Here is a 13,569-nt window from a genome sequence, read left to right as displayed (position 1 = left end):
CCCGGTTACTCCCGAGCAGACGGATCATGAACGAACATCTCGAACAACTCGCGCCGCAGCCGCTGTGGCGCCACTTCCGCACCCTGTGCAACACGCCGCGGCCCTCGGGGCACGAGGCCGAGCTGGTGGCCACTCTCGAGCGCTGGGCCGAGCGGCAGGGGCTGGCGCATGACCGTGACGACTTCGGTAACCTGCGCATTCGCAAGCCGGCCTCGCCCGGCAGGGAGGGCGCCCCCGGTGTCATCCTGCAGGGGCATCTCGACATGGTGGCCCAGGCCAACGCCGATCACCCCCACGACTTTACCCGCGACCCGATCGAGACCTATGTGGAAGGCGGCTGGCTGCGAGCCCGGCATACCACGCTGGGGGCCGACAACGGCCTCGGCGTGGCGGCGGCGCTGGCGATCCTGGAGGATGACGGGCTGGTGCACGGCCCGCTGGAGGCGCTGTTCACCCTCGAGGAGGAGACCTCCATGGGTGGCGCCCTGCAGCTGGCGGAACACTGGCTCGAGGGGGATGTGCTGCTCAATCTGGATTCGGAGGATCGCGGCGAGGTCTTCATCGGCTGTGCCGGCGGTGCCGACATCGTGGTGGAGGCCCAGCTTCCCACCGCCGAGCCAGGGCCCGACGAGGTCGCCGTGCAGCTGGCCCTGACCGGCCTGAAGGGCGGCCATTCCGGTATCGACATCCACCGCGGCCGCGGCAACGCCAACCGCCTGCTGGTCCGGGTGCTGAGAGCGCTGGAAGCCTACGATGTCCGCCTGGCCGGCTATCGCGGCGGGACCCTGCGCAACGCCATTCCGCGCGAGGCCTTTGCCACCCTGGTGCTGCCCGCCGACGAGGCCGAGGCCGCCGCGCGCCGCGTGGCGGCGCTGGAGCAGGAGCTGCGCGCCGAGCTGGCCGGGGTCGAAGAGGAGATGATGCTGACCATCACGCCGCTCGAGGCCCGCCCCCTCCAGGCGCTGCATGCCCATGCCAGCCGCATGCTGCTGGCGGCGCTCAACGTGGCGCCCCACGGCGTGGAGCGCATGAGCAGTGCGGTGCCCGGCGTGGTCGAGACCTCGAACAACCTGGGGGTGGTGAGCCTCGACGAGGGGCGCTTTTACCTCTGCGCCCTGGTGCGTTCGCTGCGCGACAGCGCGCTGGACGACCTGGCCGACCGCTTCCGCGGGCTATTCGACCTGATCGGTGCGCGCACTCGGGTCGAGAACGCCTACCCCGGCTGGACGCCGTCGCCCGACAGCGCTCTGCTGGCACGCTTCCAGCGCCTGCACCGGCAACTCCTGGACAGCGAGCCGGCGGTCAAGGTGATCCACGCGGGGCTGGAGTGCGGCATCCTCGCCGGCAAGTATCCCGGTCTCGAGATGATCTCGTTCGGCCCTTCGATCCGCGGCGCCCACTCGCCCGACGAGCGGGTCGAGCTGAGTTCGGTGGAAGAGTTCTGGGTACTGCTGCGGGCGCTGGTCGAAGACCTGGCCGACGACGCAGCGGCGCGGGGCGGCTGAGCCGCGCAGGAACGCCGCTCGCCGGATGCGAGCGGCGGGAGAGCTGGGCCGTGTCAGGCGTGCTGGCGGCTGTGCTTGCCCTCGGCGATCTCCTCGACGAGCTTGCAGCAGAACGCCGCGAGATCGTCGGGCTTGCGGCTGGTGACCAGGCCGCTGTCGACCACGACCTCCTGGTCGACCCACTCGGCCCCGGCATTGCGCAGGTCCTGCTCCACCGAGGGGTAGGAGGTCATGCGGCGGCCCTTGGCGACGCCTGCGTTGATCAGCACCCACGGGCCGTGACAGATCGCACCGACCGGCTTGTGGGCCTCGAAGAAGTGCCGGGTAAAGGCCAGCGCCTGCTCGTTCTGGCGCAGGGCGTCGGGGTTGAACAGGCCGCCGGGCAGCTCCAGCGCGTCGTAGTCGTCGGCATTGGCCTGCTCCAGGCGACGATCGACGTCATAGGAAGGGCCCCAGTCAGTCTTCGCCCAGGCGCGGATGCTGTCCTTGTCCGGCGCGATCACGTGCACCGTGGCGCCCTCGCGCTCGAGTGCGGCCTTGGGTTCGCTGAGTTCCGATTCCTCGAAGCCATCGGTGGCCAGGATGGCGACGGTCTTGCCGTTCAGCTTCTCGCTCATGAGCTACCTCCTTGCAAGCTGTGGTCACTGGCTCCGCCAGCGTGGTTGGCGAGTCGCATTTGCATGCACTTGATAGCGTTGTGGCGGACGACGCCGACGGCAAGGGGAAGAATGTTGCGAATCGTCAAGCGACTCGTCGGCGCCGCTCATGGGGCGCGGGAGCCGGGGCGTGCCCCGGCCCTCGCCAGGACGACGCTCAGCCCAGGTAGGCGTTGAGCATCCACACGGTCTTCTCCTGCTCGCGGATGTAGTCGCCGGCCTGTGCGGCGGTGCCTTCATCGTCGGCGTCCGCGGCCGTCGACAGCAGGTCGCGCTGCAGTTCGATCAGGGTCTGGTAGCCCTCGAGCACGCCACGTACGCAGGCCTCGCCGTCGTGCACGTCCTTGTCCTCGCGGATCCGCGCCATCGAGACGTAGTCGCTGTAGGCGTGTACCGGCTTGTGCCCCAGGGTCAGGATGCGCTCGGCCACTTCGTCGACCTTGGTCAGCAAATCGGTGTAGAACTCCTCGAACTTGGCGTGCAGTTCGAAGAACTGGGGTCCCTTCACGTTCCAGTGATAGCCGCGCACGTTCATGTAGAAGACCTGGTAGTTGGCCAGCAGGACGTTGAGCTTTTCGGCGAGCTGGTGGGCGCTGTCCTGATGCAGGCCGATGGCATTGGTGTCGCTCATGGCGTACTCCTTTCGCGTGCGAATGTGTGGCTGCCAAGTCTAGAGCGCAGTGACGCGATGCTTAAGCAATATCTGCCCATGGTTGCGATAGACTACATGCATGAAAGGCCAATCGCGGTCGCCGCCGGCCAGACGCTGCGTGCCCGTATCGCGGCCGTCGGCGCCGTCGCTCGGGAACCCTTGGGCTCTGCGGGACTCTCAAGGCGTCAGACGACCTTGCAAGGTGGGCCGGGCTGCGTAGACTGCGGCCAATGACGAACAGGAGAACCTCCATGCGTCTGTGGTGGATGATGCCCGGCCTGGCCTTGCTGGCCGGCTGCGAGACGACGCCGTCGGTACTGCCTTCCGCGGAGCCGCGGCCCGCCGCGGAGTGCCGTTGGGAGACCGAAGGTATCGAGTCTCGCGAGTGGGTCCGCCGCGGCCTCGACGCGCTGGAGGCGGAGGACTTCGTGGTGCGGGACACCGAGCTGGCGCTGGGAGTGGTCAGCGCCGAGCGCACCCGTACCATTCCGGGCTACGGCGACCGCTACGACGACTGGGAGCGTACCGGTTTCTTCGGTGGCTTCGGCCTGGGCCGCGGTCGCGGCGTCTCCACCGGAGTGATGATCGGCTTCGGCGGTGCCGGCGGCAGCATCACCCAAGACGCCACTCAGCTCGAACGCGTCTCGGTGGTCGCCGACGAGGGCTGGGTGCGGGTCAGCCGCGACATTCAGGTGATCGACTGGCGCGGCGAGCTGCGCGAGACGCGAAGCGGCAGCGATGCCGCCTTCTGCGGTTCGCTGCGCCAGGCCATGCAGGCCGCCCGAGTGAGGGAGGAGCCCTGATGCGGGGACTTGCCATGGCGCTGCTGCTCGTCGCGCTGGCGGGCTGTGCCACCACCATGCCGCCACCGGAGCCGCGTGAACTGACGCTCGCGGCAGCGCCCGAGGCGACGCTGCAGGAGATCGTCGGCCTGCTGATGGAAGAGGGCTATGTGATCCGCCATGCCGATGCCGAACTGGGGCGCGTCGAGGCGGTGCTGGCGCGCTGGCCGGGCTATCGGGTCCGGGCGGAGGTCGCTTCCGCCGGCCAGGGCGCTCGAGCTTCGCTGACGGCGACCCGAGGCGGCAGGCCGCTGCCGCCGCACCTGCTCGACCCGCTGCTGGCCGAGCTGCAGCGTCGGCTGGGGCTGGCGCCGCGATAACCGACAACCCCTTTGCATGAGCTCATTTGCCACATGAACCGATTGCGCCAACTCTGCCATGCCAGCGCGAGACGCGCCTGGCTGGCGGGCCTGCTCGTCCTGCTGTTGCCCGGCCTGGCCCTGGCCCATCCGCATGGCTGGATCGACATCCGCGTACGCCTGGTGGTCGACGAGGAGGGGCGACTCGAAGCGCTGCATCAGGCCTGGCGCATGGACCCATTCTACAGCCTGGTCCTCATCGAGGAGCTGAGCCAGACCGAAGGCGGGCTGGAGGCGGGGCTCGACCGGCTGGGAGGCGAGATCCGCGGCAACCTGGCGCCGTTCGACTACTTTACCGAGGTGCGCGTGGGAGACGACAAGCTGAGCCTCGGCGAGGTGACCGAGTACACCGTGATGGAGCGCGACGGCCGGGTCGAGTTCGTCTTCCTGCTGCCGCTGGCGGCGCCCAGGGCGCTGAGCGAGCAGACGCTGCAGTACCAGGTATTCGACCCCACCTACTACCTGGAGGTGGTCCACGAGGCGGAGGACGACACGCCACGGGAAGAGGCGCTGACGGTCGGCGGCGAGCTGAGCTGCACCACGAACATCCTGCCTGCCGACCCCGATCCCGAGCGGGTGATGGAAGCGGCCCAGCTCGACATGGACGATGAGGCCGAGCCCGGCCTGGGGCGGCATTTCGCCGAAACCGGGGTGGTGACATGCGAGTGATGGCCAGGGCGATCGCGAGGGCGCCGGCCAGGACCTGGTGGATCGGACTGGTGCTGCTGGCCATCGCCGGGCTGCTGCTGTTTCTCGGCCAGGGCGGGCTGCAGTCATTGAGCCTGCAGCTGGTGGCCTGGCAGCGCGACTTCCATCGTGCCCTGACCTTGGCGATCAGCGAATTTTCCGGCGCGCCCTCGACGGGGGCGTGGGGGGCGCTGCTCGGTGTCAGCTTCGGCTATGGTGTCTTCCATGCCGCCGGCCCCGGACATGGCAAGGCGGTGCTGACGACCTACCTGCTCTCGCAGGGCGGCGCGGTGCGCCGGGCGCTCGCGCTCTCCTTCGCCGCCTCGCTGCTGCAGGGGCTGGTGGCCATCGGCCTGGTCGTGGTGCTGGTTCACGGCCTGGGCTGGGTGACCCGCCAGGCCATGGGCAGCGTCGCCTGGGTCGAACAGGCCAGCTTTTTGATGGTGGCTTTGCTTGGCGGCTGGCTGTGCCTGAGAGCGATTCGTCAGCTGCGACGGCCGGCCGGGAGCCACGCGTCTCTCGCCCATGACCACGCGCATGACCACGACCACGATCACACCTGCTGCGGCGGCCAGCACCACGTCGACCCGCGCCGGGCGGCCGACTGGCGCACCGCGCTGGCCACGGTGGTGGCCATCGGCATTCGTCCCTGCAGCGGCGGCGTGCTGTTGCTGGGCGCGGCCACCCTGCTGGGCCAGTTCGCGGTCGGGGTGGCGGCGGTCATGGTGATGGCGCTGGGCACGGCGCTGACCGTCTCCGGCCTGGCGCTGGCCAGCGTCGTGGCGCGCGGCTGGGCCGAACGGCAGTTGCTGAAGCAGAATGGCATGCCACGGGTGGGACGTCTGCTGAGCTGGGCAGCCCTGGGTGGCGGGCTCGTCATCATGGCGCTGGGCATCTCGCTCTCCGTCACCGGCGTGACGCAACCCGCCTCGGCGCCCCTGCTCGGGGAGCCGCCGGCCCGCAGCAATCCGCCGGAGGGCTCGTCACCGCCCGGCGGGCATCCCCTGGGCGGCTGAGCGTATTCAGAGCCGCTGCTTCAGCCCATCCAGCTGCGCCAGCAGGTGGTCGCGCATGCTGGCCAGGCCGTTCAGGTCGTAGGGCTGCGGCTGGCCCTGACCCCATATGGGCCCCGGCCAGGCGTCGTCGTCGCGCAGGCGGGCGACGACGTGCACGTGCAGCTGAGCGACCACGTTGCCCAGGTTGGCCACGTTGATCTTGTCGGCCCGGGTCAGGGCCTTGAGCATGCGCCCCACCTCGCCGGCCTCGCGCCATAGCTGCTGCTGGTCCGCCTCGTCCAAGTCGAACACTTCGCTGACACCTTCACGCCGGGGAATCAGAATCAGCCAGGGGAAGCGGGAATCGTCCATCAGGCGCAGCTGGCACAGCGGCAGTTCCGTGACCGGGTAGCTGTCCCTGACCAGGCGCTCATCCAATGCAACTGACGGCATCTCTCCCCTCCGCGACGGTGACGATAGAGGTCATCATGACACAGCCGGGCGCGAAGCGCCTGACACGCAAGCAAGCAAGCGAAGCGGGACGACAGCGGCTAGAGTGAAGGAACGAGCCCTGACGGAGAGGAGGTAAGCAACATGAAGCGGACGGTGGCGGTGCTGCTGGCGGCTCTCTTGGGACTGTCGCTGCTCAGCGGCTGCAATACCATGCGTGGCATGGGCGAGGACATCGAACAAGGTGGCGAGGCGATCCAGCGGCAGTCGTCGTCATATTAGCGGTTATGCAAAGCGGCAAAGGGCTGTTACGCTTAAGTGGCCATTGCTTCACGGAAAGGAATGGATTTCCCTAAATCGTTTCAAGGAGATACGACCATGAAGAAAGCAATTGCCCTGAGTTTTGCCCTGCTGATGACCGCCGGTGCCCTGGCGGGGTGCAACACCATGGAAGGTGCCGGCGAGGACGTCGAGCGCGGCGGTCAGGCCGTGCAGGACGCCGCCGAGTAAACACCTGCGGTCCGGCCTGGCAGCGCACGGGTGACCTGGCAGTCTCCCGTGTGCTGCCTGAACGCAACCGCTTCGCCCCCCTTCCCATCGTAGCGAGATCTTGCCCATGGTAAGCCCACTGCGGTTGTGTCTGGTCACCGTCGGCCTGACGTTCCTGACAGGTTGTACCTCCATGTCGAATTCCGGTAATGCAGCGCACGACCCCGCCCCCAAGCCGCCTCGTGTCAGCGGCAGTGAGGACGCCTGCGGCGCGCAGCGCGTGCAGGATCGGCTCGGCCGCCGCTACGACGAAGCGCTGGGTGAATCGATACGCCGGGAAAGCGGCGCCGCCACGCTGCGGGTCATCCGCCCGGGGCAGGCCTACACCCTGGAATACCGGGGCGATCGCATCAACGTCCATATCGACGACGGCGACACCATCACCGACATCGGCTGCGGCTGACGGAGACGTTCCAACGGCCTCGGCAGACGGGCGGTTCATGCTTGCCGTTGGTCGTCCCTATGCGTCAGCGCCCCGCCGGCTCTGCCCGTGCTCCGCCTGGGTCTGGCGCTCGGCCTCCTCGGCCTGCTTGCGCAGCTTCTTGCGCAGGGCCGCCTTCTCGAAGCGCAACCGCTGCAGCGGCGTCGCCAGCGTCAGCGGCGGTACCCGCGCCGGCTTGCCGTCGGCATCCACCGCCACCATGGTCAGGTAGCAGCTGTTGGTGTGGCGGATCAGCTTGCGCTGGATGTCCTCGGCGACCACCTTGATCCCGATCTCCATCGAGGAGCGGCCGACATGGTTGACGCAGGCCAGGAAGGTGACCAGCTCGCCGACGTGGATCGGCTGCTTGAACAGCACCTGGTCGACCGACAGCGTGACCACGTAGTGGCCGGAATAGCGGCTGGCGCAGGCGTAGGCCACCTCGTCGAGCTTCTTGAGGATGGCGCCGCCGTGCACCTTGCCGCTGAAGTTGGCCATGTCGGGGGTCATCAGCACGGTCATGGTCAGTTCGTGCTGGCCGGGCAGGGCGTGTTCGTCCATCGGGAGGCTCTCGTCGTCGGGTTTCCCACAGCATACCGTTTTCCCCGGCGCGAAGGCATCGAGGCCACGCAACCCAACCGGTGTCGGCTCGTCTCGACGCCGGAACCGGTGGTTGGCGGGCGATCGGGTGCGACGCAAGCGCCGAGGCGCCCCGGCATGCCCGGGGCCGCTCTCGGTGGTGGAGTGCTCAGAACCAGGTCAGGCCAATCGAGATGATCACCCCGGTGATGATCAGCTGGATCAGGCAGTAGCCCATGATGTCCTTGGCCTTCAGCCCGGCGATGGCGAGCACCGGCAGGGCCCAGAACGGCTGCAGCAGGTTGGTCCAGGCGTCGCCCCAGGCTACGGCCATGGCCACGCGCGGGATGTCCACGCCGAGCGCTTCGGCCGCCGGCAGCATGACCGGGGCCTGAACCGCCCATTGGCCACCGCCGGAGGGCACGAACAGGTTGACGATGCCGGCGCTGATGAAGGACCAGAACGGCAGCGAGGTCTCGGTGGCGAAGGCGATCAGCCCTTCGGACATGGATTCGGCCAGCCCCGACTGCACCATGATCGCCATGATCCCCGCGTAGAAGGGGAATTGGATGACGATGCCGGCACCGCCCTTGATCGCCTCGTTGAGGCTCTCCAGCAGGCTGCGCGGCGTGCGGTGCAGCACGATGGCCAGGAACAGGAACATGAAGTTGACGATGTTGAGGTTCAGGCCGCCGTCGCGCAGCACGAAGTGGTCGAGCAGGAAGATCACCCCGGGAATGCCGACCAGCCAGGCGAGGGTGACGCTGTTCTCCAGGCGTTCGGCGGGGCGCGTGAGGCGCACCCGTGTGGCTGGGGCGTCGTCGAGCAGCTTGGGGTCGACGTAGACGCTCTCCTTGTCGTCGGGGAGCATCGCGCGGTTGACCAGCGGGATGGCGACGAACAGGCACACCACCAGCGCCAGGTTGAAGAACGCGAAGATGGTCGAGCCGGTGCCGATGACGCCGATCTGCTCGGCGGTGAAGTGGCCTTCGGTGGCGATGGTCAGCGGGATGGAGCCGGCCAGGCCCCCGTGCCAGACCACGAAGCCGGAGTAGGCGCTGGCCACCAGCAGGCGATAGTCGACCCGCACCAGGCGGGCCAGCTCCTTGGCGAACAGCGCCCCCACCACCAGGCCGAAGCCCCAGTTGATCCAGCTGGCCAGCAGCGAGACCAGCGTCACCAGCAGGATGGCGTGGCCGGCGTTCCTGGCCAGGCCGGCGAGCCGCTGCAGCAGGCGCTTGACCGGAGGCGAGCTGGCCAGCATGAAGCCGGTCACCAGGATCAACAGCATCTGCATGGAGAAGGTCAGCAGGTTCCAGAAGCCGTCGCCCCAGTAGCGCATCACCGCCAGCGGCGTCTGGCGCTCCACACCGATGGCAGCGGCGGCAGCGATGATGGTCAGCAGCAGCACGAAGATGAAGGGGTCCGGCAGATAGCGTTCGACCAGCTTGACGGCAGGTCTCGACAGCATTCTTAGCATGGCGGCGTCGCTTCTTCTGGTTGTCTTGGGTGCGTCTGAGAAAAATAGCGCAAGGTCATCGGCTTGCCCTAATAAAAAGGTCTCCGGCTCAGAGCGGGCGATCGGGCATCCGCGCTGCGGGTACCAGGTTCGGGCGCTGGCACCAGCGGCTGCGCCGATGATGCCAATAGTAGCCGGCCAGTACCAGCGAGCGTACCGTGGCGAAGATCAGAAAGGCCAGCCATAAGGCATGGTTCTCGTAACCCGGCGCGGCAATCGCCTGGCCCAGCCACCAGCAGGGCAGGTAGGCCGCCAGCGCGATGAAAATGCTGTTGCGCATCTCGCGGATCGCCGTGGCGCCGATGAAGACCCCGTCGAGCAGGTAGCTCCAGACGGCGATCAGCGGCATGGCCACCATCCAGGGCAGGTACTCGCCGGCGGTCTGCCGCACCTCGGGCAGGCCGGTCAGCAGGGCGATGAGCTGGTGGCCGCCCAGGGCGAAGGCGAGCGCCGCGGCGGTGGCCGTCAGCAGCGAGAAGCGGGCGGCGGCGCGCACGGCCAGGCCGAACTCGTCCCAGCGCCGACGCCCCACGGCGTGTCCCGTCGTGGCCTCGGCGGCATGGGCGAAGCCGTCCAGGGCGTAGCTGGTGAGCATGATGAACTGCATCAGCACGGCATTGGCGGCCAGCACGGTGTCGCCCTGCGCCGCCCCGCGCGAGGTGAAGAAGGCCATGGCGAACAGCAGCCCCAGGGTGCGCAGGAAGAGGTTGGCGTTGACTTGGAACAGCTCGCCGTAGGCGGCGAGCCGAAACAGCCGTTCACGCAGGAAGCGGCCCTGCAGCAGTTTCAGTTGTCGCAGCACCAGCCAGCCGCCGAAGGCCAGCGCCGTGTAATCGGCGATCACCGTGGCCCAGGCCACGCCGTCGCTGGTCATGCCGAGCCCGACCACGAACAGCAGGTCCAGCGCGATGTTGACGCTGTTGGTCAGCACCAGGATGGCCAGCGTCACCCGCGAATTCTGCTGCCCCAGGAACCAGCCGAGGATGGCGTAGTTGGCCAGCACCGCCGGCGCCGAGAGAATGCGGATCCGGGCATATTCCTCGGCAAGCCCGGTGGCGACCACGCTGCCGTCGAGCAGCCACAACCCGAGGGCGATCAGCGGCCTGGAGAACAGGATCAGCAGCGCACCGATGGCCATGGCCAGCAGCAGCGACTGGCCCAGCAGGTTGCGCACCTCGCTGTCGCTCTCGCGGCCCACGGCCTGGGAGGTTAGCCCGGTGGTGCCCATGCGCAGGAAGCCGAAGCCCCAGTAGAGAAAGCTGAACAGGGTCGCGCCCAGCGTTACCCCGGCCAGGTAGCGCGAATCCGGCAGGTGGCCGACCACCGCCGTATCCACCAGCCCTAGCAGCGGCACGGTGACGTTGGAAAGTATGATCGGCCAGGCCAGTGTCCAGATGCGCCGCCGGGCGGCGGCAAGCGTCTCGGCGGTCACCACATCTAGCCCCCGGTGTTGGACGAATCGAGCAGCATGGCGGGCAGGTGGGTGTAATGCAACAGCCCCGCCGCAGCGGGCCGAGAAGGGTGGCTGTCGAGGCAGCGCGACAGCGGAAATAGACTCAGGCGGCGGTGATCAGCCGGTACTTGGCCATCAGTTCGTCCTGGGTCTCGCGGCGTTCGGGGTCGAGGGGAATGCAGTCGACCGGGCACACCTGCTGGCACTGCGGTTCGTCGTAGTGGCCGACGCACTCGGTGCAGCGGCTGGGGTCGATGACGTAGATCTCCTCGCCCGCCGAGATGGCGTCGTTGGGACATTCGGGCTCGCAGACGTCGCAGTTGATGCACTCGTCGGTGATCATCAGGGCCATGGGGCTACCTCGCGATCGGGCAGGCCGCGTCCGGCCGTGCCCAGGATGAAGCGGCTCGGGAATTGCCGAGTAATACGGTCAGGTATTGTAATGCTTGCGCAGCGTTTCGGCGACCCTGGGATGCACCAGGCGCGACACATCGCCCCCGAGCTTGGCGATCTCGCGCACGATAGTGGAGGAGATGTAGGAGTTCTCCACCGCCGGGGTGAGGAAAACGCTCTCGAGCTCCGGCGCCTGGGCGCGGTACATGTTGGCGAGCTGCAGCTCGTACTCGAAGTCGGACACCGCACGCAGGCCGCGCAGGATGATGCGGGCGCCCTGGTCGGCCATGAGGTCGGTGAGCAGGCCCGAAAAGCCGACCACCTCGACGTTGTCGAGCTGCGCCGACACCTCGCGGGCCAGGGCGATGCGGGTATCGAGATCCAGCGCCGGGTTCTTGCCGGGACTGGCCGAGATCGCCACCACCACCTTGTCGAACAGCAAGGAGGCGCGTTCGATGAGGTCGAAGTGGCCGTGGGTGATGGGGTCGAAGGTGCCGGGATAGACCGCGATTTTCATGGCGCTCCGCTCATTGCACGGCTGAAGAGAGCTCAGGGTAACCGTCCGTGGCCGGGGCGACAACGCCGAACCGGGTCCGGCGAATCAGTCGTCCAGCGTGCCGAAGGGGTTGTCCACCGCGAGCGACACCGGGCGCGTGTAGCCGGGGATGGTGATGTCGGTGGCACTGACTTCGAGCTCCGGTCCTTCCAGCACGCCCTCGCCGAAGCGATAGCGCGCCTGGTAGTGACCGCCATCGGCCTGGGCCAGATAGGCCTGGCTGGCCTGGCGGGTGGCGTCGCGTCGTTCGCGCCAGGCCGCGACGGCGGCTTCGCCATGGCGTTTCAGCAGCAGGCGCTCGGTCACGGCGGGCGACAGCACCACCCCGGTGGCGTTATTGCCGCCGAAGCCCTTGGCGTTGATGAAGGCGGCATCGGCCGCGAAGGGCACCGGTTCTCGCGAGAAGCGCAGCCGCTCGGCATGGACGTCGTCGGCGACCGCGTCGAGGGTAGGGATGCCCGGCAGCAGGCCGTGGGCGAAGCTGCCCAGGGCGCTGGTCAACTGGTCGCCGGCGGCGCTGCCCTGGGAGTGGCCGACGAAGGCCTTCACCGCCACCACGGGCCAGTGATCGATGCCGTTGGCCCGGGCGACCAGGTCGAAGACGTGGGATTCGGTCACGCGGTTCTTCGGCGTGCTGGTGCCGTGGGCATGCACGAAGGTGCGCTCCCGCAGTGCCTCGTCGCCCAGCATGGCGCGTACCAGCGCGGCCGCCTTGCCCAGGGTGATGTAGTTGCCGATGCCGGGCGCGGAGATGGAGCGCTTCCAGCCGTCGGCGTTGACGAATACACCCGGCACGCTGCCCAGTATCTCGGCGCCGATTTCCAGCGCCAGCGCGTCGTCGAGGAGCAGCACGAACTGGCTGGCCTCGGCGATGGTGAAGCCGCAGTTGCGCGCGAAAGGGCGGCAGGCGCGCTGGTAGTCGGCGTCGGTGAGCAGCTCCAGGGCGTCCAGCGCCTTGAGGCTCTCGTCGTCGGCCAGCGCGCCCATGGCGCGGAAGCCCTCGATGATCTCGGGGGTCACCGGCGCGTCGGAGGTGCCCACCATCACCGCGCGGCGCTGGCCGCTGCGGATGTCCTCGACCCCCAGGCGCAGGTTGTAGAGGAAGCTGGCGCAGGCGCCGAGCACGGCGCCGGTACCGCCGACGCTGCCCAGCACATAGGCGTTGAGGAAGTCGGCCGGCATCTGCCCGTAGCCCAGCGGCATCTGCTTGGAGGTGGCACGGTTGCCCGAGACGAAGCTCTTGAGCAGCCCGCCCCAGCCCTCGTCGTCGAGCTGGCCGATGGAGTTGCCGGCATAGACGGCGATCTCGTCGGGGTCGAGGCGGTCGCGCAGGACTTCCCAATCGAGGCCGCTGCTGGCCAGGCAGTCGCTGGCGGCGAAGATCGACATCGACAAGCCGCGGGGATGGTGCACGCTGCGGTAGTAGCGGCTGGGGTCGAAGCCGCTGGGCAGCTGGCCGGCGGCCCGCACCTGGGCCGGCCGGGTCTCCGGCAGCAGCACGTCGAGTTCGCCGGGGGGGACCGTGACCTCCAGGGTGTGGCGATCCAGCTCGCGCACCTGCCAGGTGGGGGGCAGCCGCTCGGGCAGCTGGCGGCGGCGAATGCTGAAGGTCAGCTCGGCGCCCAGGCCCAGGCCGGCGCGGCGATTGGCCGGCAGGCCATCGTCATTGAAGCGGGGGTCTTCGATGCGCCGGATCAAGGTGTGGTCGAGCACCTGGGCGCGGCAGTTCTCGGCCAGCCGGTCGGCGTCGATGGTATCTCCGGCGGCGTCGTACCAGGCGCCTTCCCGACAGCTGCCCAGGCCCATCAGGGCGGCCAGGCCGAGCAGCAGCGCCTGCTGTTCGGCTTCGGGAAGGGCGTCGATCACGGTGCGACGAAATGCTTGATGGCCTGAGGTACGACCGGCGGCGTTGACGCCGCCCATGCCGACGATCACCGGTAAGTGTGACAAGCC

Annotated in this window: 17 protein-coding genes; 8 read left to right on the top strand and 9 right to left on the bottom strand. The window is 68.4% G+C overall.

Annotation, left to right across the window (positions count from 1 at the left end):
* Positions 1-26 precede the first annotated feature (26 nt).
* Positions 27-1,505, top strand: a complete 1,479-nt coding sequence (locus I4484_RS19225) for an aminoacyl-histidine dipeptidase (protein WP_197448772.1) — start codon at positions 27-29, stop codon at positions 1,503-1,505.
* 53 nt (positions 1,506-1,558) lie between these two features.
* Here I4484_RS19225 and I4484_RS19220 read toward each other — a convergent pair whose 3' ends face one another.
* Positions 1,559-2,122, bottom strand: a complete 564-nt coding sequence (locus I4484_RS19220; protein ID WP_197448771.1) for a type 1 glutamine amidotransferase domain-containing protein — start codon at positions 2,120-2,122, stop codon at positions 1,559-1,561.
* Between the two features lie 196 nt (positions 2,123-2,318).
* Positions 2,319-2,792 carry a Dps family protein gene (locus I4484_RS19215; RefSeq protein WP_197448770.1) on the bottom strand — a complete coding sequence of 158 codons (474 nt, stop codon included), beginning with the start codon at positions 2,790-2,792 and terminating at the stop codon, positions 2,319-2,321.
* A 272-nt stretch (positions 2,793-3,064) separates the two neighbouring features.
* Between I4484_RS19215 and I4484_RS19210 the strand changes: the two genes are divergently transcribed.
* From I4484_RS19210 to I4484_RS19195, 4 genes are read left to right on the top strand one after another with little or no spacing between them, the layout of a single operon-like run.
* The gene (locus I4484_RS19210) at positions 3,065-3,616 is read left to right on the top strand and encodes a hypothetical protein (RefSeq protein WP_197448769.1); all 552 of its coding nucleotides are present in this window, start codon (positions 3,065-3,067) and stop codon (positions 3,614-3,616) included.
* The gene (locus tag I4484_RS19205) at positions 3,616-3,975 is read left to right on the top strand and encodes a hypothetical protein (protein WP_197448768.1); all 360 of its coding nucleotides are present in this window, start codon (positions 3,616-3,618) and stop codon (positions 3,973-3,975) included. Before I4484_RS19210 ends, I4484_RS19205 begins: the two co-directional genes overlap by 1 nt.
* Before the next feature lie 33 nt (positions 3,976-4,008).
* Complete coding sequence (locus tag I4484_RS19200) at positions 4,009-4,683, top strand: DUF1007 family protein (protein ID WP_197448767.1); 675 nt, start codon at positions 4,009-4,011, stop codon at positions 4,681-4,683.
* Positions 4,674-5,717 carry a nickel/cobalt transporter gene (locus tag I4484_RS19195; RefSeq protein WP_234283750.1) on the top strand — a complete coding sequence of 348 codons (1,044 nt, stop codon included), beginning with the start codon at positions 4,674-4,676 and terminating at the stop codon, positions 5,715-5,717. The genes I4484_RS19200 and I4484_RS19195 overlap by 10 nt, the downstream gene beginning before the upstream one ends.
* Positions 5,718-5,723: 6 nt before the next feature.
* Here the strand turns inward: I4484_RS19195 and I4484_RS19190 are convergent, their stop codons facing one another.
* Complete coding sequence (locus I4484_RS19190) at positions 5,724-6,149, bottom strand: HIT domain-containing protein (protein ID WP_197448766.1); 426 nt, start codon at positions 6,147-6,149, stop codon at positions 5,724-5,726.
* A 141-nt stretch (positions 6,150-6,290) separates the two neighbouring features.
* On the opposite strand from I4484_RS19190, the gene I4484_RS19185 reads away from it, so the two are divergent.
* From I4484_RS19185 to I4484_RS19175, 3 genes are all read left to right on the top strand, one after another.
* Positions 6,291-6,428, top strand: a complete 138-nt coding sequence (locus tag I4484_RS19185; RefSeq protein ID WP_197448765.1) for an entericidin A/B family lipoprotein — start codon at positions 6,291-6,293, stop codon at positions 6,426-6,428.
* A 96-nt stretch (positions 6,429-6,524) separates the two neighbouring features.
* Positions 6,525-6,656 carry an entericidin A/B family lipoprotein gene (locus I4484_RS19180; protein WP_104204325.1) on the top strand — a complete coding sequence of 44 codons (132 nt, stop codon included), beginning with the start codon at positions 6,525-6,527 and terminating at the stop codon, positions 6,654-6,656.
* A gap of 106 nt (positions 6,657-6,762) precedes the next feature.
* Complete coding sequence (locus tag I4484_RS19175; protein ID WP_234283752.1) at positions 6,763-7,098, top strand: I78 family peptidase inhibitor; 336 nt, start codon at positions 6,763-6,765, stop codon at positions 7,096-7,098.
* Between the two features lie 57 nt (positions 7,099-7,155).
* Here I4484_RS19175 and I4484_RS19170 read toward each other — a convergent pair whose 3' ends face one another.
* The 6 genes from I4484_RS19170 to I4484_RS19145 form a co-directional block, all read right to left on the bottom strand.
* Complete coding sequence (locus I4484_RS19170) at positions 7,156-7,677, bottom strand: acyl-CoA thioesterase (RefSeq protein WP_197448764.1); 522 nt, start codon at positions 7,675-7,677, stop codon at positions 7,156-7,158.
* Positions 7,678-7,864: 187 nt separating this feature from the next.
* Complete coding sequence (locus I4484_RS19165; protein WP_197448763.1) at positions 7,865-9,175, bottom strand: short-chain fatty acid transporter; 1,311 nt, start codon at positions 9,173-9,175, stop codon at positions 7,865-7,867.
* An 88-nt stretch (positions 9,176-9,263) separates the two neighbouring features.
* The gene (locus I4484_RS19160; protein WP_197448762.1) at positions 9,264-10,646 is read right to left on the bottom strand and encodes an MATE family efflux transporter; all 1,383 of its coding nucleotides are present in this window, start codon (positions 10,644-10,646) and stop codon (positions 9,264-9,266) included.
* A gap of 124 nt (positions 10,647-10,770) precedes the next feature.
* Complete coding sequence (locus I4484_RS19155) at positions 10,771-11,019, bottom strand: YfhL family 4Fe-4S dicluster ferredoxin (protein ID WP_197448761.1); 249 nt, start codon at positions 11,017-11,019, stop codon at positions 10,771-10,773.
* A gap of 78 nt (positions 11,020-11,097) precedes the next feature.
* Entirely contained in the window at positions 11,098-11,577 is a 480-nt protein-coding gene (gene coaD, locus I4484_RS19150; RefSeq protein WP_197448760.1) for a pantetheine-phosphate adenylyltransferase, read from the bottom strand.
* Positions 11,578-11,661: 84 nt separating this feature from the next.
* The gene (locus I4484_RS19145) at positions 11,662-13,539 is read right to left on the bottom strand and encodes a beta-ketoacyl synthase (protein WP_197451120.1); all 1,878 of its coding nucleotides are present in this window, start codon (positions 13,537-13,539) and stop codon (positions 11,662-11,664) included.
* Positions 13,540-13,569 lie beyond the last annotated feature (30 nt).

The sequence above is a fragment of the Halomonas sp. SS10-MC5 genome (assembly GCF_015992245.1).
Classification (GTDB): domain Bacteria; phylum Pseudomonadota; class Gammaproteobacteria; order Pseudomonadales; family Halomonadaceae; genus Halomonas; species Halomonas sulfidoxydans.
Note: the sequence above shows the minus strand (reverse complement) of the source record. Positions and strands in the feature narration are given on the sequence as shown.